This window comes from Bradyrhizobium septentrionale (genome assembly GCF_011516645.4).
GTDB classification, from domain to species: Bacteria; Pseudomonadota; Alphaproteobacteria; order Rhizobiales; family Xanthobacteraceae; genus Bradyrhizobium; species Bradyrhizobium septentrionale.
Window position 1 is genome coordinate 1439690 of the sequence record NZ_CP088285.1, and the last position, 17510, is coordinate 1457199.

The 17510-nt window shown below is 65.2% G+C and carries 18 protein-coding genes; 2 read left to right on the forward strand and 16 right to left on the reverse strand.

Translation table 11 applies throughout. The features are described 5' to 3' along the window. Positions 1-2: 2 nt before the first annotated feature. The 9 genes from HAP48_RS08765 to HAP48_RS08805 all read right to left on the reverse strand — a co-directional run bounded on the left by HAP48_RS08765 (position 3) and on the right by HAP48_RS08805 (position 8235). On the reverse strand, positions 3-1175 hold the full coding sequence (locus tag HAP48_RS08765) for a phosphoserine transaminase (RefSeq protein WP_166214091.1): 1173 nt from the start codon (positions 1173-1175) through the stop codon (positions 3-5). 78 nt (positions 1176-1253) lie between these two features. After that, positions 1254-1466, reverse strand: coding sequence for a hypothetical protein (locus tag HAP48_RS08770; RefSeq protein WP_176399262.1), 213 nt, complete (start codon positions 1464-1466; stop codon positions 1254-1256). A gap of 184 nt (positions 1467-1650) precedes the next feature. Next, positions 1651-2121, reverse strand: coding sequence for a GNAT family N-acetyltransferase (locus tag HAP48_RS08775; protein ID WP_166214090.1), 471 nt, complete (start codon positions 2119-2121; stop codon positions 1651-1653). A gap of 18 nt (positions 2122-2139) precedes the next feature. Then, the gene (locus tag HAP48_RS08780; protein WP_166214089.1) at positions 2140-2730 is read right to left on the reverse strand and encodes a glutathione S-transferase family protein; all 591 of its coding nucleotides are present in this window, start codon (positions 2728-2730) and stop codon (positions 2140-2142) included. A gap of 72 nt (positions 2731-2802) precedes the next feature. After that, positions 2803-3624: an outer membrane protein gene (locus tag HAP48_RS08785; RefSeq protein ID WP_175612345.1), complete on the reverse strand. Its 822-nt coding sequence runs from the start codon at positions 3622-3624 to the stop codon at positions 2803-2805. 180 nt (positions 3625-3804) lie between these two features. Continuing rightward, positions 3805-4656: an outer membrane protein gene (locus HAP48_RS08790; RefSeq protein ID WP_166214088.1), complete on the reverse strand. Its 852-nt coding sequence runs from the start codon at positions 4654-4656 to the stop codon at positions 3805-3807. A gap of 300 nt (positions 4657-4956) precedes the next feature. Continuing rightward, positions 4957-6213, reverse strand: a complete 1257-nt coding sequence (locus HAP48_RS08795) for an MFS transporter (RefSeq protein WP_166214087.1) — start codon at positions 6211-6213, stop codon at positions 4957-4959. Between the two features lie 262 nt (positions 6214-6475). Then, positions 6476-7822, reverse strand: a complete 1347-nt coding sequence (gene glmM / locus HAP48_RS08800) for a phosphoglucosamine mutase (protein WP_029081915.1) — start codon at positions 7820-7822, stop codon at positions 6476-6478. Positions 7823-8037: 215 nt separating this feature from the next. Beyond that, positions 8038-8235 carry a hypothetical protein gene (locus HAP48_RS08805; protein WP_166214086.1) on the reverse strand — a complete coding sequence of 66 codons (198 nt, stop codon included), beginning with the start codon at positions 8233-8235 and terminating at the stop codon, positions 8038-8040. Positions 8236-8375: 140 nt separating this feature from the next. Between HAP48_RS08805 and HAP48_RS08810 the strand changes: the two genes are divergently transcribed. Then, on the forward strand, positions 8376-9512 hold the full coding sequence (locus HAP48_RS08810) for an alpha-hydroxy acid oxidase (RefSeq protein WP_166214085.1): 1137 nt from the start codon (positions 8376-8378) through the stop codon (positions 9510-9512). Positions 9513-9657: 145 nt separating this feature from the next. Here the strand turns inward: HAP48_RS08810 and HAP48_RS08815 are convergent, their stop codons facing one another. From HAP48_RS08815 to HAP48_RS08840, 6 genes are all read right to left on the reverse strand, one after another. Further along, positions 9658-10266: a single stranded DNA-binding domain-containing protein gene (locus HAP48_RS08815; RefSeq protein WP_166214084.1), complete on the reverse strand. Its 609-nt coding sequence runs from the start codon at positions 10264-10266 to the stop codon at positions 9658-9660. Between the two features lie 192 nt (positions 10267-10458). After that, the gene (locus HAP48_RS08820) at positions 10459-11037 is read right to left on the reverse strand and encodes a hypothetical protein (RefSeq protein WP_420869892.1); all 579 of its coding nucleotides are present in this window, start codon (positions 11035-11037) and stop codon (positions 10459-10461) included. Positions 11038-11153: 116 nt separating this feature from the next. Continuing rightward, on the reverse strand, positions 11154-11996 hold the full coding sequence (locus HAP48_RS08825; RefSeq protein ID WP_166214082.1) for a shikimate dehydrogenase: 843 nt from the start codon (positions 11994-11996) through the stop codon (positions 11154-11156). 31 nt (positions 11997-12027) lie between these two features. After that, a complete protein-coding gene (locus HAP48_RS08830) occupies positions 12028-12669 on the reverse strand; it encodes a YoaK family protein (protein ID WP_166214081.1) in 642 nt (213 codons plus the stop codon). A 123-nt stretch (positions 12670-12792) separates the two neighbouring features. Then, positions 12793-14841, reverse strand: coding sequence for an elongation factor G (locus HAP48_RS08835; protein ID WP_166214080.1), 2049 nt, complete (start codon positions 14839-14841; stop codon positions 12793-12795). A 179-nt stretch (positions 14842-15020) separates the two neighbouring features. Then, positions 15021-15926: a LysR substrate-binding domain-containing protein gene (locus HAP48_RS08840; protein ID WP_166214079.1), complete on the reverse strand. Its 906-nt coding sequence runs from the start codon at positions 15924-15926 to the stop codon at positions 15021-15023. 124 nt (positions 15927-16050) lie between these two features. On the opposite strand from HAP48_RS08840, the gene HAP48_RS08845 reads away from it, so the two are divergent. Continuing rightward, positions 16051-16977 carry an alpha/beta fold hydrolase gene (locus HAP48_RS08845; RefSeq protein ID WP_175612344.1) on the forward strand — a complete coding sequence of 309 codons (927 nt, stop codon included), beginning with the start codon at positions 16051-16053 and terminating at the stop codon, positions 16975-16977. A 1-nt stretch (position 16978) separates the two neighbouring features. Here HAP48_RS08845 and HAP48_RS08850 read toward each other — a convergent pair whose 3' ends face one another. Next, complete coding sequence (locus HAP48_RS08850) at positions 16979-17458, reverse strand: DUF992 domain-containing protein (protein ID WP_166214078.1); 480 nt, start codon at positions 17456-17458, stop codon at positions 16979-16981. Positions 17459-17510 lie beyond the last annotated feature (52 nt).

The window sequence follows — 17510 nt, forward strand, 5'->3', positions numbered from 1 at the left end:
CGTCAGGCCGCCTTGGGCAACGCGGCCTTGGTTTCGGCGAAGGCCCAGTCGATCCACTGCGTCAGCAGCTCGACGTCCTTTGCCTCGACGGTGGCGCCGCACCAGATCCGCAGGCCGACCGGCGCATCGCGGTAATACGCGAAGTCGAAGCCGGCGTTCTCCTTCTCGACCAGCGCGACCAGCTTCTTGCAGAAGTCGGCCTGTGCGTCAGCGGGAAGCGAGGTGATCGCGGGATCGGTGAACTTCAGGCACACCGAGGTGTTGGAGCGGATCGCGGGATCCTTGGCCAAGAAGTCGATCCAGGGCGTCTTCGCCTTCCAGTCGGCGAGCGCCTTGGTGTTGGCGTCGGCGCGGGCGATCAGCGCCTTCAGGCCGCCGATCGACTTCGCCCAGCTCAACGCATCGAGATAATCCTCGACGCAGAGCATCGACGGGGTGTTGATGGTCTCACCCTCGAAGATGCCCTGGTTGAGCTTGCCGCCCTTGGTGAGGCGGAAGATCTTCGGCAGCGGCCAGGCCGGCTTGTAGGTCTCGAGCCGCTCCACCGCGCGCGGCGACAGGATCAGCATGCCGTGCGCAGCTTCACCGCCGAGCGCCTTCTGCCAGGAGAAGGTGACGACGTCGAGCTTGGCGAAATCGAGCGGCTGCGCGAAGGCGGCCGAGGTCGCGTCGCAAATCGTCAGGCCTTCACGGGTCGCGCTGATCCAGTCGGCGTTCGGAACGCGCACACCGGAGGTGGTGCCGTTCCAGGTGAAGACGACGTCCGACGCGGGATCGACCTTGGCGAGATCGGGGATTTCACCGTAAGCCGCGTTCAGCTTGGTGACGTCCTTCAGCTTCAATTCCTTGACGATATCGCTGACCCAGCCCTCGCCGAAGGATTCCCAGGCGAGCGTGGTGACGGGCCGCGCACCGAGCAACGACCACAGCGCCATCTCGACCGCGCCGGTGTCCGACGCCGGCACGATGCCGATCTTGTAATCGGCAGGCACTTCAAGCACTTCACGCGTCAGTTCGATCGCGAGCTTGAGCTTCGCCTTGCCGACCTTCGCACGATGCGAGCGGCCGAGGGCGGCGTCCTTGAGATTGTTGGGGTTCCAGCCGGGGCGCTTGGCACAGGGACCGGAGGAGAAATGCGGCACATCAGGCCGCGAAGCGGGCTTCGCTGCAGTCATAATCTACCCTTCCAGATAGCTGCCTCTCGGTGGGGAGAGGTTTCCCGCCGCCGGAGATAGTGGACGGGCGCCCAAACGTCAAGGAAGTTCAGAAGGGTCCGGAACGATGGGGGGATCACGGCTGATTGATGGGGAGTCCTCGACCTGCTGCACCGTCTCCTGATCGAGCAAATCTGCCGCGAGAGTCATGATCTTAACCGCCCTGCGCCGGCTCGATACTTTCAGAATGCTCTTCTCGCCGGCCTGCACGATGTACTCGTTGCCGACCCGCACGATCGAATAATCCGACATCGAAATCCCCAGTTGCCCGCGCCCCCGTGGGAGACGCCCGACATAGCGGACTCGTTCCGACCCGTAAATTCGCGGAGGCCGGCTTAGTTTATTGGCTGTTAACCGGATAGCGGAGCAACAGCTACCGCAGGCATTGCCATATGCATGGCACAACTTCGCGCACGAATTTCAGAAGTGCAACGTCTCAGAAGCGAAACGTCATGCCGACATGGCTGCGCGCGAATCCGAGTCGCTCATAGAAGCGTTGCGCATCGATGCGCGTGTGATGCGTCAAGAGCTCGACGAGCATGCAACCTCGCGCCCGCGCTTCCGCGACCGCCCACCGCACCAGCTGCTCGCCGATGCCACGGCTGCGGCAATGGGTTGCGACGCGGACGTCCTCGAGCAGCCCGCGCGAGCCGCCCTGCGAGCTGATGCCCGGCAGCACCGCGAGCTGCAGGCAGCCGACCACGGCGCCCTCGCCGTCGACGGCGACCACGAGCTGAAGGTTGGGATCGCGCTCAACCCGCGCGAAGGCCTCGTAGTAGCTTTGTGGCAGCGGATCCTCGATCCGCTCGCGCGCACGGCCGAGCGGATCATCCGCCAGCATGCCGACGATGACCGCGACATCCTCGCGGCGGGCGCGGCGGATCGTGATGAGCGAGGTTTCGGTCATATCGATCTTCACCAGAGGTCAGCGGACCGGCGGCAGGCCGAGCACGCGCTCGGCATCGGCGATCCAGCGGCGGATGATGGGATAGCGCTCGAGCGCGAGGCCGCCATCCTCCGCGACCCGCGTATAGGCAAGCAGCGAGACGTCGGCGAGCGAGAACGCATCGCCGACCAAAAACTGCGTCCCCGCAAGATGCCGCTCCAGATGATCGAGCGCCACATAGCCGCGCTTCAACAGGTTCGGATCGATCTCGGAAACGGCCTTGCCGAGATACACGGTCTGAAACCGGCAGACGGCGACATAGGGCTCGTGGCTGTTCTGCTCCCAGAACATCCAGGCATCCATCTGTGCCGCGCGATAGGGATCGCCGGGGATCAGATCGCTGCCGCGCGCGAGGTAGCGGATGATGGCGTTGGATTGCGCGAGCGTGCGGCCGTCATCCAGCTCCACCGTCGGCACCTGCCCCCAACCGTTCAGCTTGAGGAATTCCGCCGTCCGGCTGCCGCCCTTCATGGTGTCGATCTCGACCCATGTGTAGGGCAGCGCCAGTTTGTCGCACACCCATTTCACCTTCAGGCAATTGCCTGAATTGGAATCGCCGAGGATTTTCATGCGAGGTCGCTCCGCTTGCGGAGCGATATCCGACCAGTCACGCCATGCACTGTCAAGCCGCGCGGCTTGGCCTCAGAACTTGTAACCGAGACCCGCGCGCACTGTATTGATGGTGGTATCGACGGTCGACGTGAAGCGAACGTATTCCCACTCCGCGCGCATGAACAGCCCGCCCGTGATATTGACGTCGAAACCGAGACCGCCGGTGTAGCCGTAGATCAGGTGATTGTGCTGGACGTCGTTCGCGTTCAATGTCGCGAGCGGCGTGAACGGCCCCGAGATGGTGGTGCTGACGGCGTCGTGAACCGTGACCGAGCGCGAGATGTCCGCATTGCCGAACGCAACGCCGCCGAAGATATACGGCAGGAAGCAACCCCAGGCGTAGCCGGCGCGGCCGCGGATCGTCGCCATGTCGTTGATCTGGATCGCCGCCGACGAATCGACGCGCACATCGTGGAACAGGGTGTCGGTCAGCGCGGTGCCGCTGACCAATTCCTTGCTCGCGGTGGACGAGCCGCCGAACTTGCCGTGCATGTAGCTCGCATCGATGCCGACGACGACGTCGTCGTATTGCCAGTTGTAGCCGGCGAACGCACCATAGGCCGCCGAGCGTTGGGACGCTTTGCCGAGCCCGAGATTCCAGTTCGAGACATCCATCTGCTGGATCACGTTGTGATCGAGCAGGGCCGCCAGCATGTTGGCGTTCGTGCCGCTGAAATTCTCATCGGACGAACCGTAGCCGCCCTGGCCGCCGATGTAGAAGCCCCGCCAGTTGACGGGTGCGCTGGGTGCATCGCTGAAGCCGCCGCGCAGAGCCGGGAAGTCCGGCAGATCAGCCGCGTGCGCAGCCGTCACCGCGCCCATCATCATCGCCGCCAGCAAGAACCTACGCATTGCAACGCTCCATCCCACTCACCGAATGCGCGTTGATCATCGCCTGTTAACCTTAACCAATCGTTGTCGCCGCACGCTTTCGACCACGCAAGTTGCAGAAGCTCGTGACGTCGCGCGGCAAAGAAAAACGGCGCGGGATGATCCCGCGCCGTTACAATCGTTAACCGTGAAGGGTCGGAATTAACCCTTGCGGATCAGCGGGGGCGGCGGCGGCGGGGGCAGCACATCGCAGCAGGGCAAGGCGAAGCGCACACCGAGCTTCACGTCCTGCGAGGTGATGTCGCGGTACTGGAAGCTCGAGGGACCGGCCGGCGTGCCGTCGAAGAAGTGACCCTGGCCCTGGCCGGCGGTGCCCATGTCGAGGTAGCGATAGGCCAGTTCGACCGTGAAGTTGTTGGTGACCCTGTAGGCGACACCGGCATGCACGGCCCAGGCGAAGTTGGTCTTGGTGGCGCCGTCTGCGATGAAGGAGCTGGTCAGGCCAGACCCGCTCGGGAACGTGGCGATGTCCGAGAAGGCCGAGGTCTTGATCGTCGCGGCACCGACACCGGCACCGATGAACGGGGTCAAGCATCCCCAAGTGCCGAGATCGGCGTAGACGTTCACGAGGCCGACCCAGCTCTGCATGCCGCCATGATAGGTGTCGCCCAGCGAGCTCGGCCCGGGGAACGTGAAGAAGTCGGTGCCGTTGAAGCTGACCTTCGAGCGGTACTCACCGGTGATGTCCGCGCGGAACCAGCTGTTGAACTGATAGCCGACGCCGATGCCGAACAGCATACCGCTGTCGAAGCCGGTGCCGTACTGGTTGAACGCGGTGCCGGCCGGCAGCGTGTCGTAGGCGTTGACGTGCAGCTTGGCCTGGGTGTTGGTCATGCCGATGTCGCCGCGCAGATACCAGCCGCCGAAATCCTGGACCGGCGGGGGCGCATACGCCATCGGGGGCGGCGGCATGATCGGCATGTCGGCAGCGAACGCCACCGAAGACAGCAGGGATGCCGCGCCTGCGGCAATCAGGGTCGTTACGCTACGCATTGGCTTCGTCCTTTTGGGCCAAGTGAGGCGACACGAAAGCCCCACGACTGAAACTCACGGGCGGACGATGCCAGCAAATGTTTAAGCGGCACTTAACCCTAATTTTTAAGGTTGATTTTCTCTCACCTTTTTCTGCGGCTGGTGCTTATGGGTCCATCAATACGCGCATGCGGCAGCGAAAGATGGCGATCCCGCCACAAGTGCTAATGAAGCGTTGACGATGGCGCGCCGTTGGCGACGCACGCAGCCCGCGTGTGTTAGCGAATGCTTAACGCGGGGCGCGCGCTTCACGGAAGGCGCTCAGCGAACAGCCTTCGGCATCTTCGGCAGGAACACCGCGAGCAGGCCGATCGCCGGCAGGAATGCGCACAGCTGATAGACGAAGGCGATCGAGGTGTGGTCGGCGAGCTTGCCGAGCACCGCGGCGCCAAGACCGCCGATGCCGAACGCGACGCCGAAGAACACACCGGAGATCATGCCGAAGCGATGCGGCATCAATTCCTGCGCGAACACGATGATCGCCGAGGTCGCCGACGAGATGATCACGCCGATCACGACCGTCAGCACGGCGCTTGCGAACAGGCCGGCATAGGGCAGCGCCAGCGTGAACGGCAGCGCGCCGAGGATCGAGAACCAGATCACGTATTTGCGGCCGAAGCGGTCGCCGAGCGGCCCGCCGATGAATGCGCCCGCGGCGTTGGCCGCAAGGAAAATGAACAGATAGAGCTGCGCCGCCTGCGTCGAAACGCCGAACCTGTCGATCAGATAGAAGATGTAGTAGCTCGACAGGCTCGAGACATAGAGCTGCTTGGAGAACAGCAGCGCGACCAGCACGATCAGCGCGATCCTCACGCGCCGCCGGTCCGGATGGTCAGGATGCCGCTCGATGGTGGCCGCCTTCTTGCCTGATATCTGCGGCTTGTACCAGGCGCCGATGCGCCAGAGGATCACGATGGCGAGGAACGCGATCGAGGAGAACCAGGCGATCGAGGGCTGGCCGAACGGCACCACGATCAACGCCGCGAGCACCGGTCCCATCGAGGTGCCGAAACTGCCGCCGAGCTGGAACACCGATTGCGCAAAACCGTAACGACCGCCCGACGCCAGCCGCGCGATGCGCGACGATTCCGGATGAAACACCGCGGAGCCGAGGCCGACCAGCGAGGCGGCGATCAGGATGATCCCGTAACTATGCGCGACGCTGAGCAGCAACAGCCCGAAGAAGGTGAAGCCCATGCCGATCGAAAGCGAGAACGGCTGCGCCTTCTTGTCGGTGAAATGCCCGACCAGCGGCTGCAGCAGCGAGGCGGTGAACTGGAACGCCAGCGTGATCATGCCGATCTGCGCGAAGTCGAGCGCGTAATTGTCCTTCAGGATCGGATAGACCGAGGCGATCAGCGACTGCATCGTGTCGTTGAGGAAGTGCGAGAAGCTGATGCCGGCGAGCACGACATAGGCCGGCCCCGCGGCAGCCGCCTTCGCGGCCAGCGACGGCGGCAACTCCGGCACCAGCACCGGCTCGCCCAGTGCCTCCTCGCTCACGACCGGCTTGTTCAATGCAGCATTCCCGGAACGGATTCGCAAAAATACCTCCGTGTCGTACGACGCGGAGGTGACCCGGACCAGTTGCGTTAGCCGATAGCTGCGATGCGCTCCGTGGCCGCCGGGCGAGCTCTCTCCCCGTCATCCTGAGGAGCCTGCGCAGCAGGCGTCTCGAAGGATGAACGGCCACCAGCCGGGCCGTGCATCCTTCGAGACGCGCGCAAGCGCGCTCCTCAGGATGACGGGATGAGCGGCTGGCGACGGAAGTTTGCAGGCCCTAAGCCGCCGCGGCGTGGCCGAGGGCGCTGACGATGTTGTCGACGACCTCTTCCACCAGGATGCGATCGTCGCCCTCGCCCATGACGCGGATCACCGGCTCGGTGCCGGAGGGACGGATCAGCAGGCGGCCATGGCCGTTGAGGCGCTTCTCGCCGTCGGTGATCGCGGACTTGACCTCGGCGTCGTCGAGCGGCTTGCCGCTGCGATAGCGCACGTTCTTCAGGATCTGCGGCAATGGGTCGAAACGCCGGCAGATCTCCGACACCGGGCGGCGCAGCTTCTGCACCACGGCCAGCACCTGCAGCGCGGCGACGAAGCCGTCGCCGGTCGTCGAATAATCCGACATGATGATATGGCCCGACGGCTCGCCGCCGAGATTGTAGCCGCCGCTCAGCATCTGCTCGAGCACGTAGCGGTCGCCGACCGGGGTGCGGACCATCGAAAGCCCGAGGCCCTGCAGGAAGCGCTCCAGCCCGAGATTGGACATCACGGTGGTGACGATGCCGGGCTTGGAGAGACGCCCCTCTTCCTTCCAGCTTTGCGCGATCACCGCGAGCAGCTGGTCGCCGTCGACGATGTGGCCGCGCTCGTCGACCAGGATGACGCGATCGGCGTCGCCGTCGAGCGCGATGCCGATGTCGGCGCGCATCTCGCGCACCTTCCGCGACAGCGCTTCCGGCGAGGTGGAGCCGCATTCCTTGTTGATGTTGAAGCCGTCGGGCTCGACGCCCATCGGCACCACGTCGGCGCCGAGCTCCCACAGCGCTTCCGGCACCACCTTGTAGGCGGCGCCATTGGCGCAATCGACCACGACGCGCAGGCCGTCGAGCGAGAGGTCGCGCGGCAGCGTGCGCTTGGCGAATTCGATGTAGCGGTCATGGACGCCGTCGATGCGGCGGGCGCGGCCGAGGCTTGCGCTTTGCGCCAGGCGGCGGTCGAGCGATTCGTCGAGCAGCTGCTCGATCTGCTTCTCGACATCGTCGGAGAGCTTGAAGCCCTGCGGGCCGAACAGCTTGATGCCGTTGTCCTCGAAGAGATTGTGCGACGCCGAGATCATGACGCCGAGATCGGCGCGCATCGACTTGGTGAGCATCGCGATCGCCGGCGTCGGCATCGGGCCGACCAGCAGCACGTCCATGCCGACCGAGGTGAAGCCTGCGACCATGGCGTATTCGATCATGTAGCCGGACAGCCGCGTGTCCTTGCCGATCACGACGCGATGGCGATGGTCGCCACGCTGAAACACCAAGCCTGCGGCCTGCCCCACCTTGAGCGCGAGCTCCGGCGTGATCAGCCCATTGGCACGGCCCCGAATTCCATCGGTCCCGAAATATTTGCGGCTCATATAACCCCCAACACGGACCTCTCGAACCACCCGGCGAGAGAGTCCCGAACGCCCACCAGTCTAGCGTGCATCGGCCTTATAGACTGTCAGGCGCTAAGATGACTTCAAAAAATATGATGAATCATTACCGCCATCGAACCCCATGGTTCGAGCTTAAGACACTGAAAAATATAACATTCTCTCCTTAACCGCAATCCCGTAAACGCGGGCCGGCCCTAACCCTTGCCGCCTCGCTTGACGTGCTGGTCGCCCTTGCTGGGGGCCGGCTGGGTGACATTGACGGGATCGGAACCGGGAAACGTCTCCTCCAGCCCCTCTTCCAGGGCCTCGTCGAGCCGGCGCTTCTCGGCGTTGTCGTCTGCTTTCGGCTTGGAGTCCGGCTTGGAGTTCGGCTTGGAGCCTGATTGCGTCATCGTGCTCTCCCATTCGTCTTGGATTTGGCAGGCCATCCAACCATGCTAGATGACGGCAAGCGCGAACACCCGCAAGACTTCGCTGGATTAAGACTTCGCTGCATACGACTTGCGACATAGAAGAAGGGCCGGGAACGTCCATGAAGCACATTACCTGCATCGAAGACCTGCGCCAGCTGCACAAGCGCCGGGTGCCGAAGGCGTTCTTCGATTATGCGGATCGCGGCTCCTACACCGAGGACACGCTGCGCGCCAACTCCGAGGACCTGCAGCAGATCAAGTTCCGCCAGCGTATCCTGGTCGATGTCTCGAAGCGGACCCTGGCGACCACGATCCTGGGCGAGCCGGCCGCGATGCCGCTGATCCTGGCGCCGGTCGGCCTGCTCGGCATGCAGCATGGCGACGGCGAGATCTACGCCTGCCGCGCGGCGCAGGCGGCCGGCATTCCCTTCACCCAGAGCACGATGTCGATCTGCTCGATCGAGGACATCGCGGCCGCCGTCGACAAGCCGTTCTGGTTCCAGCTCTACGTCATGAAGGACCGCGGCTTCATCAAATCGCTGATCGAGCGCGCGATCGCGGCGAAATGCTCGGCGCTGGTCTTGACCGTCGACCTGCAGGTGATCGGCCAGCGCCACCAGGACATCAAGAACGGCATGACGGTGCCGCCGGAATGGTCGCTGTCGAAGCTGGTCGATTTCGCCACCAAGCCGGCCTGGGTATCGGGCGTGCTGCGCGGCAAACGCCGCACCTTCGGCAACATCGCCGGCCACGTCAAAGGCGCCGACGACCTCATCAAGCTGTCGGAGTGGACGGCGTCGCAGTTCGATACCACGCTGAACTGGAAGGACATCGACTGGATCCGCAGCATCTGGCCGGGCAAGCTGATCCTCAAAGGCATCCTCGACGTCGAGGACGCCGAGCTCGCCGCCAAGACCGGTGCGCAGGCGATCGTGGTGTCCAACCATGGCGGCCGCCAGCTCGACGGCGCGCCGTCCTCGATCGAGGTGCTGCCGGAGATCGTCGACGAGGTCGGCTCGAAGCTCGAGATCATGTTCGACGGCGGCATCCGCACTGGCATGGACGTGATGCGCGCGCTCGCGCTCGGCGCCAAGTCCTGCATGATCGGCCGTGCCTATGCCTACGGCCTCGGTGCCGGAGGCCAGGAAGGCGTCGCCAAGGCGCTCGATATCCTGGGCAAGGAGCTCACCACCACGATGGGGCTGTGCGGCGTCAACACCATCGCCGAGATCGACGATCACGTGCTGGCGGTGTAGCCCTCTTCCCTTCTCCCCTTGTGGGAGAAGGTGGCGCGGACGCAGTCCACGACGGATGAGGGGTCTCTATCCGCGGAAACAGACCCCTCACCCCGCTTCGCTGCGCGAAGCGACCCTCTCCCACAAGGGGAGAGGGTAAATCGCATCACATCGGCGGCGCGATTCCGTCGCGGCCGACATTGACGCGGTTGGCTTCCAGCGTGCCGTCCTCCTTCTTCACCGCGCCGAAGATGATGATCTTGGCACCGGGCTTCAGCTCCGCCTTGTCGCCGGCGACGAAAGTGACCACCGGGGTGCCCGGCGGCACCACGACTTTCTTCTCACCGTCCTTGTATTTCACCGTGATGTTCTGGCCGTCGGTGCCCTCCACCGTCTCGGCGACGGTGGCGTTGGTCATGGTCGAGTTGGCGCGCAGGTCCCAGGGACGGAAGCCTTCGGCCGCGCCGCGCTGGTTCTCCGGGAAGATGTGAACCGCGATCGCCTTCTGCGTTCCGTCGGGCTCGGGCATCGCGGTGACGCCGATATAGGAACCGGGCTTGATCTCCGACAGATCGGTCTTGGCGACGCCGAACACCGCGACGTTGTCGGTCGTCCGCACCTTCATGTCGGCGCCGTCGCGCGACTTGATCGACAGCATGGCGCCGTCGACGCCCTCGATGGTGCCGCGAATCCGCACCGTCGGCGGCTGCTGCGCCGATGCGGCCGAGGCAAAGGCAACGAGAAGCAATGCGGCGAATAGCGTCGATTTCGGCATGATGTCCCTCATGGGTTTGGCTGGCGGAGTCAGGAACACCGGGGAAATGATGGTATTCCGTGCGAGCCACCGTCCTGTTCGCAGGAGAGGTGCCTCGCTCGGTAAACTACGCGCCAGACGAAGGGTCTGTTACTGTGTAACAACCGTTCATCGAAGCTAGGCTCTTCACAAAGAAGAGAGGATGAAGCCGCGTCACATCGGAGGCGTGAGCCCGTCGCGGCCGACGCTGACGCGGTCGGTTTCGAGCGAGCCGTCGGGCAGCTTCTTCATGAAGGCGATGATCTTGGCGCCGGCCTTGAGGTCCGCCTTGTCGCCGGGAACATAGGTCACGACAGGCGTATCCGGCGCGACCTGCACCGTCTTCGCGCCGTCCTTGTACTTGACCATCAGGGTATGACCGTCATTGCTGACGACGGATTGCGCGACGGTCGCATTGGTCATGCTGCTGTTCGGCTTCAGATCGTAGGGCCGCGACCCCTCGCCGGTCCCGCGCATGTGCTCCGGGAAGACATGCACCTCGACCGCCTTCGGCACGCCATCGGGGCCCGGCACCGTGGTCGTGCCGATGAAGGAACCGACCTTGATGTCGGACAGCGCGATCCTGGTGAGCCCGAGCACCAGCATATTGCTCGCCATGTGCAGCTTGACGTCCTCGCCGCTGCGCGACTTCACCGCCAGCGTATCGCCGTCGACGCTCTCGACGGTTCCACGCACCCGCGTCGGCGTCGGCGGCTGCTGCGCGAGTGCGTAGAGCGTGGACGCCGTCACCATCGCGAATGCAATGAACGGGCGAATGAGCGAGGAACGGCTGGCAGACATTGGGGGATCTCCGGGAGGGGCGCAGGTGATGTAACACTGACCCCAGCCGTATCGCGCTATTCCAGGCCTCAAGTCTTTGTGAGATCGGCTTCAACGAGCGCACGCAGTTCCGGCGTCACCTGCGGACGCTGCCCGAACCACAATTCGAAACCGCGCACCGCCTGGTGCAGCAGCATGCCGAGGCCATCGGCGGTCTTCAGGCCGCGCGCCTGCGCCGCCGCAAGCAATGGCGTCACCAGCGGCACATAGACAAGATCGGTCACAACCGCGTTTTGCGGCAACAGGCCGATATCGATCCCGAGCGCGGGCTGGCCGTGCATGCCGAGCGACGTCGTGTTGACGAGCAGCCCCGCACGCGGCAGCAGCTCGCCGACCGTGTCCCATGTCGCGGGATGAACGCGCCCGCCGAACTGGTCGGCCAGCGCGCGGGCGCGGTCGATGGTGCGGTTGACCAGATGCACGCGCTTGATGCCGCGCTCGACCAGGCCGAACACCACCGCGCGCGCCGCGCCGCCGGCGCCGAGCACCAGCGCATCCTCGGTCTGGTCCCAGCCGGGCGCGCAGGCGTCGAGATTGTTGATGAAGCCTTCGACATCGGTGTTGGTCGAACGCAGCTCGCCGTCGGCGAACCACAGCGTGTTGGCGGCGCCGACGGCGCGTGCGCGCTCGTCCGGCGTCGACAGCGCCAGCGCGCGCTCCTTGTGCGGAATGGTGACGTTGGCGCCGACGAAGCCGCGCAGCGACAGGCGGAACAGGAAATCCTTGAAATCATCCGGCGGCACCGCCTCGATCACATAGCCGCCCTCGATGCCAAGCGTACGCAGCCAGTAGCGATGGATCAGCGGCGAGCGGGAATGCGCCGCTGGCCACCCGATCAGGCACGCCGCGCGGGTTTTGCTTGATGATGTCATAGCCGTGACATTGGCCAAGGCAGCCGCGCTGTCAATCCGTCCGCTTCGCGGTTGCCGCAACCAGCACGCTGAGCCCGAGCGCCATGCCCGCGGCAAACCAGATCGCGGCGAGGTTGATCCAGTGGTAAGCAAGTGCGCCAAGAAGCGCGCCTGCGACCAGCGCCGCCCACAGCAGGAGGTTCGGCAGCCAGGCCCAGCGGGCTCCGCCGGTCAGCGCGGCGGCGATCAGCTGGCCGGCCTTGACCAGCGCCCCGGTGACATAGGTGAGGCCGAGCCCGGCGCCGCCTTCGAGCTGGAATACGGCATTCTCGAGCCCCATCGCCAGCACGATGGCGGCGACCGCGGCGTTCGGCAGGCCGTAGGCATAGGCCAGGGCGGCCGCCGTCAGCAGCAGCGCCTCGCCGAGCAGGATCAGCGGCTGGCGATGGCCGATGCGGCTGAGCACGACCAGGCTGCCGGCCGCGGCACCGGCGACGAACAGCACGATCAGCTCCAGCGCCTCCAGGGCATGCTGCCAATGCCCCTCGGCCAACGTCACGCCGAGCCGCGTCGAGTTGCCGCTCATGAAGGAGACGAACAGCCCGCCGAGATGCAGATAGCCGATGCCGTCGACATAGCCGGCCAGCGCGCTGAGCGCGCAGGCCAGCGCCAGGTTACGGCGGGATTCAAGCATGATGTCGGAAACTGCTGGGAGAGAATCTCATCGGTCATTCCGGGATGGTCCGAAGGACCATACCCGGAATCTCGAGATTCCGGATTCGCTCGCTGGCGCGAGCGCTCCGGAATGACAATTGGATCACGCCGCGTCGCGATGCGCGGCGATGATCTGGTCGGCGGCGCGGCCCGTCACTTCGGCCATGCGGTCGAACTGGCGGGTGAAGGTGCCGGCGCCGGCGGTGGCCGATCGCAGCTCGACGATGAGGTCGCCGATCTCGGATTCCGGCATCGTGGCGCGAACGCAATCCCAGCCGCTCCAGCCTTCGCGGGTGTCGAAGCCGAGGATCTGGCCGCGGCGCGCCGACAGGATCGCGTTGACCTTGGCAGTCGCCTCGTTCGGACAGAATATCTCGACCAGATGGATCGGCTCCAGCAGCACCGGCTGGCACTGCGGCAACCCTTCGCTGACACCGACTCGCGCCGCGGTGCGGAACGCGAGATCCGAGGAGTCGACGCTGTGATAGGAGCCGTCGGTCAGCGTGACGTCGAGGTCGATCACGGGGAAGCCGAGCGGTCCACGCGCCAGTGCGTCGACGACGCCTTCTTCCACCGCGCCGATATAGTTGCGCGGCACCGCGCCGCCGACCACCTTCTCGTGGAACTCAAAACCTGTGCCGCGCGGCTTCGGCTTGATGTCGAGCACCACGTCGCCGAACTGGCCGTGGCCGCCGGACTGCTTCTTGTGTCGGCCACGCTGGGTAATGGCTTTGCGGATGGTCTCCTGATAGCCGATCGCCGGTGGATGCGATTTGACGTTGACGCCGTAGCGGTCCTTCAGCCGCTCCTGCGCCACCCGCAGATGCATCTCGCCCTGCCCCCACAGCACGGTGTCGTGGGTGCGCGGGTTCTGGATCATCGTCAGCGAGGGATCCTCCTCGTTGAGCCGCAGCAGGGCCTGGCCGAGCTTGACGTCGTCCTTGCGGTCGGTCGCGGCGATCGAGATCGACAGCACCGCCGCCACCGGCTCGACCTTGACCAGCGAGGCCGGGGCCGTCTTGCCGCTCGAGACCGTATCGCCGGTCTTGACCGCGTCGAGCTTGCCGAGCGCGACGGTCTCGCCGGCCTCGGCCTGCGGCCGCTTGCTGTCATGCGTGCCCGAGACCGCGAGGATGCCGGAGATGCGCCCGGTCTCGCCGCTTGAGGATTGCAGCGTCGCGCCGTCGTCAAGCCGGCCCGCAAGCACGCGCGCCAGCGACAGCTTGCCGCCGTGCTGCAGATGCACGGTCTTGAACACATAGGCCAGCGCGTCCTTCTTATCCTTGACGCCGAGCCTATTGGCAGTATCGGTGACGCCGGGCGCCTCGTGGCGCAGCGCCTTCATCAGGCGGAGCACGCCGTTCTCGCGGCTCGCCGCACCAAGCAGCACCGGACAGATCAGTCCTTCGCGCAATTCGCGCGCGAGATCGTCGAACACGGCGTCGCGCGGCGGCCGGATATCCTCCAGCAACTGCTCCATCAGCGCGTCGTCATGATCGGCGAGCTTCTCCAGCATCGAGAAGCGCGCTTCCTTCTCGCGGTCGAGATTGCCGCCTTCCAGCGCGACCACCTCCGACGGCTTGTGCTCGCGATAGACGAAGGCGCGCTCCAGCGCGAGATCGACAAAGCCTTCGATCAGATCGCCGTTCCAGATCGGGATCTGGCGCAACACCAGCGGCACGCGCGAAGCCGGTTGCAGCGTCGCAAGCGTCTCGCGGACCCGCTTGTTGGCGCGGTCGATCTTGTTCAGGAACAGGAAACGGGGAATCCCGAGCTCCTCGAGCTCGCGCAGGATGATCTGCAGCTGCGGCAGCTTCTTCTCATCGGCTTCGCAGACCACGACCGCGGCATCGACCGCCGGCAGCGCTGCGCGCATGTCGTGCGCGAACTCGATCGAGCCGGGGCAATCGATTAAGGTGTAGCTGTCGCCCATGAAGGTGGTGGTGGCGGCGGTCAGCCCTACGCCCATCTTGTGCTGACGCGCCTCGGGGCTGGCATCGCCGACGGAGGTTCCGGCGTCGACGCTGCCGGCAGACTTGATGGCGCCTGTGCGCGCCATGATTGCTTCCAGAAGTGTGGTTTTACCGCTTTGGAAAGGGCCCACCAGTGCGATGCACCGTGGACCTCGGGGACTTCTGACGTCTTGTCCCATTGCCGCCTCCTCGTTTTGGAGCTCGGCCCATGATTGGGTCGGCGACCATTCATGCTCTGCCTGCGTTTCGCGTTTGGCAAGCGGGAAAACGTCGCTGCGGTGCGGCGTCGTTTAACCATGGCCACGACGGCGGGAATTACCACTATTGTCCGGACGAACGTATCGGGTGCACCAGTTCCTTAGGCCGGTGCCGCCGCTGTCGCGCGCCAGCGCGTCGCGATGTCGAGCAGGCGCTGCACGGCAGGCGAGACGTCTTCATCACGCCATGCGATCGTGAGCGGTGCCATCACCGCCGGTGCGGCAAGCGGAACGTAAGCCACGCCGCGACCGGGCTGCGCGCGTGCCGCGGCCTCCGGAACGAGCGACACGCCGACACCGGCTGCGATCAGACCGATCGCGGTCTGCAGATGAAGCACCTCCTGCGCCAGACGCGGCGTGAATCCCGCAACCTGGCAGGCGGCCACGATCAGGCCGGTGACCGACGGCTCCGGCCGCACCGGATAGAGCACGAAGGCATCGTCGGACAATTCGGCGAGCGCAATGTCATCGCGCGCCGCGAGCGGATGCGCGCGCGGCAACGCTGCGACATAGGGCTCCTCCAGGATGAGGCGCTGGGCAAGCCCCGCTTCGGCGAGCAACGCCGGGCGCACGAAGCCGACGTCGATCCGGCGCCGCCGCAGCGCCTCGGCGATCTCGGCCGCCAGCATCTCGTCAAGCACGAGCTCGACATCGGGACAGGCGTCGCGATAGCTGCCTATGATATCGGGAAGGCCGGCAAACATTGCGGAGCCGACGAATCCGATCGCGAGCTTTCCAGCCTGACCGCGGCCGACGCGCCTGGTATCGGCAACCGCGTCCTCGAAACCGGCGAGCAGCGCACGTGCGCGCGCAAGAAACAGCTCGCCGGCCTCGGTGAGCCTGACAGGACGGCTATTCCGCTGCAGCAGCGTCACGCCGAGCTCGTCCTCGAGCTGGCGAATTTGCTGGCTCAGCGGCGGTTGCGCGATGTGCAGCCGCTCGGCCGCGCGCGTGAAGTTCAATTCTTCGCCGAGCGCCACGAAATATCTGAGGTGTCTCAATTCCATTGCGGCGGTATAGCACGGCGGCCCGCGCCTGCGGTCATACGCAATAGCTCTGCTACCGTATCGAACGAATATTGGACCGGAGAAGCGAACGCGGACAGCCTGCGGCAAACCACAGGAGGTCGCAATGACGGCGCTGGAAAAGGCTTTCGCGGAAGCGGCCGCGGCAGGCATCACGCAGGAGAAGATCGATATCGGCGGCATCAGCGTCAACGTCGCGCGCTTCGGCAAGGGCCCGCCGCTGCTCCTGCTGCACGGCTGGCCGGAGTTCTGGCTGGTGTGGCGTCCGGTGATGCTGCGTCTCGGCGACCGTTTCGAATTGATCTCGCCGGACCTGCGCGGCTGCGGCGACACCGGCAAGCCGACGGCCGGCCCCGATGCGTCCGCCACCGCGGAGCGCCACGCGCTGGATATGTTCGCGGTGATGGATGCGATCGGTCATGACAGGTTCGGCGTGATCGGCGGCGATCTCGGCGCCTACGTCATGCAGGCGATGTCGCATCGTCAGCCGCAGCGGCTGACGGGTACGCTCTATCTGTGCACGCCCTATCCGGGCCTCGGCAACCGCTACGGCCAGCCCAGTCACCTGATCGAAGTCTGGTATCAATACTTCCAGCAGCTGCCATGGGCGGCGCAACTGGTCGGAAGCTCGCGCGAGTCATGCCGACTTTATTTCCGCCACTTCCTCGATCACTGGTCGGGCGACAATTCCGCCGTGTTCGGCGACCTGCTGGAAGCCTATGTCGATAACTTCATGAAGCCCGGCAACATCCAGGGCGGCTTCGACTGGTATCTCTCGTCGGCACCCAATCGCCGGCGCTGGCTGGAAGGCAGGCTGCCGGCGCAGCCGCGCATCGAAATCCCCTCGCGCTTTCTCTGGGGCCGCCGCGATCCCTTGATCGCGCCGGAATGGTCGGACCGGCTGAATGAATACTGGACCGAACCTTCGATCAGGTTCGTCGAGGCCGGGCACTATGTCCACGCCGAGGCGCCCGAGGTGGTTGCCGAAGAAGCCCGCAGCTTCTTCGGCGGAATACAAAACGGTGCAGCTTGAGTTAGCGCCCCGGACGTAGCTCCAGACTCTCGAGGCCGGCGGCGATATTGATGCCGACCTGCCCCTGCAAGCTGAGCGGCTGCAAGGCGATGGTGTTGTCGGAACCGCCGACCAACACGTTACCGCCGACGCCGACGCCGAGCGTCGCGCTGCCCTGCGCGCCGGCGTAGTTGCCGGAGAGCGCGCCCGGCCCAAGCTGGGCCACCGGCGCATAGACGCCCCAGGCCAGCGCCGACTCCTGGGTGATGCCGAGATCGATGCCGACCTTGCGAATGGTCGCGATGTAACGGTCCTCAGGCGCACCGTCGACGCGCAGCACGCAGCCGAGATTGGTCACGGAGCCGACGATGAATCCGACGCTCGCGCCGCCGCGGCATTCCAGGATACCGACCTGCACGCGCTGGATCGGCTGTTGGGCGTTGGCGCCAACGATCGCGAGCGAAGCGAGGGCAGCACCGGCGAGGAGGATGAAGCGACGCATGTTGGAGGTCTCCGGCTGAAAGGCGTGACGCGAGCAGAGAACAGAACGGCGC

Coding starts and splice junctions, on each gene's coding strand:
- HAP48_RS08780 (WP_166214089.1), bottom strand. CDS start 2,730: ATGAAAATCCTCGGCGATTCCAATTCAGGCAATTGCCTGAAGGTGAAA.
- HAP48_RS08790 (WP_166214088.1), bottom strand. CDS start 4,656: ATGCGTAGCGTAACGACCCTGATTGCCGCAGGCGCGGCATCCCTGCTG.
- HAP48_RS08770 (WP_176399262.1), bottom strand. CDS start 1,466: ATGTCGGATTATTCGATCGTGCGGGTCGGCAACGAGTACATCGTGCAG.
- HAP48_RS08830 (WP_166214081.1), bottom strand. CDS start 12,669: ATGCTTGAATCCCGCCGTAACCTGGCGCTGGCCTGCGCGCTCAGCGCG.
- glmM (WP_029081915.1), bottom strand. CDS start 7,822: ATGAGCCGCAAATATTTCGGGACCGATGGAATTCGGGGCCGTGCCAAT.
- HAP48_RS08845 (WP_175612344.1), top strand. CDS start 16,051: ATGACGGCGCTGGAAAAGGCTTTCGCGGAAGCGGCCGCGGCAGGCATC.
- HAP48_RS08765 (WP_166214091.1), bottom strand. CDS start 1,175: ATGACTGCAGCGAAGCCCGCTTCGCGGCCTGATGTGCCGCATTTCTCC.
- HAP48_RS08815 (WP_166214084.1), bottom strand. CDS start 10,266: ATGCCGAAATCGACGCTATTCGCCGCATTGCTTCTCGTTGCCTTTGCC.
- HAP48_RS08840 (WP_166214079.1), bottom strand. CDS start 15,926: ATGGAATTGAGACACCTCAGATATTTCGTGGCGCTCGGCGAAGAATTG.
- HAP48_RS08775 (WP_166214090.1), bottom strand. CDS start 2,121: ATGACCGAAACCTCGCTCATCACGATCCGCCGCGCCCGCCGCGAGGAT.
- HAP48_RS08835 (WP_166214080.1), bottom strand. CDS start 14,841: ATGGGACAAGACGTCAGAAGTCCCCGAGGTCCACGGTGCATCGCACTG.
- HAP48_RS08820 (WP_420869892.1), bottom strand. CDS start 11,037: ATGGTGACGGCGTCCACGCTCTACGCACTCGCGCAGCAGCCGCCGACG.
- HAP48_RS08810 (WP_166214085.1), top strand. CDS start 8,376: ATGAAGCACATTACCTGCATCGAAGACCTGCGCCAGCTGCACAAGCGC.
- HAP48_RS08825 (WP_166214082.1), bottom strand. CDS start 11,996: ATGACATCATCAAGCAAAACCCGCGCGGCGTGCCTGATCGGGTGGCCA.
- HAP48_RS08785 (WP_175612345.1), bottom strand. CDS start 3,624: ATGCGTAGGTTCTTGCTGGCGGCGATGATGATGGGCGCGGTGACGGCT.
- HAP48_RS08850 (WP_166214078.1), bottom strand. CDS start 17,458: ATGCGTCGCTTCATCCTCCTCGCCGGTGCTGCCCTCGCTTCGCTCGCG.
- HAP48_RS08805 (WP_166214086.1), bottom strand. CDS start 8,235: ATGACGCAATCAGGCTCCAAGCCGAACTCCAAGCCGGACTCCAAGCCG.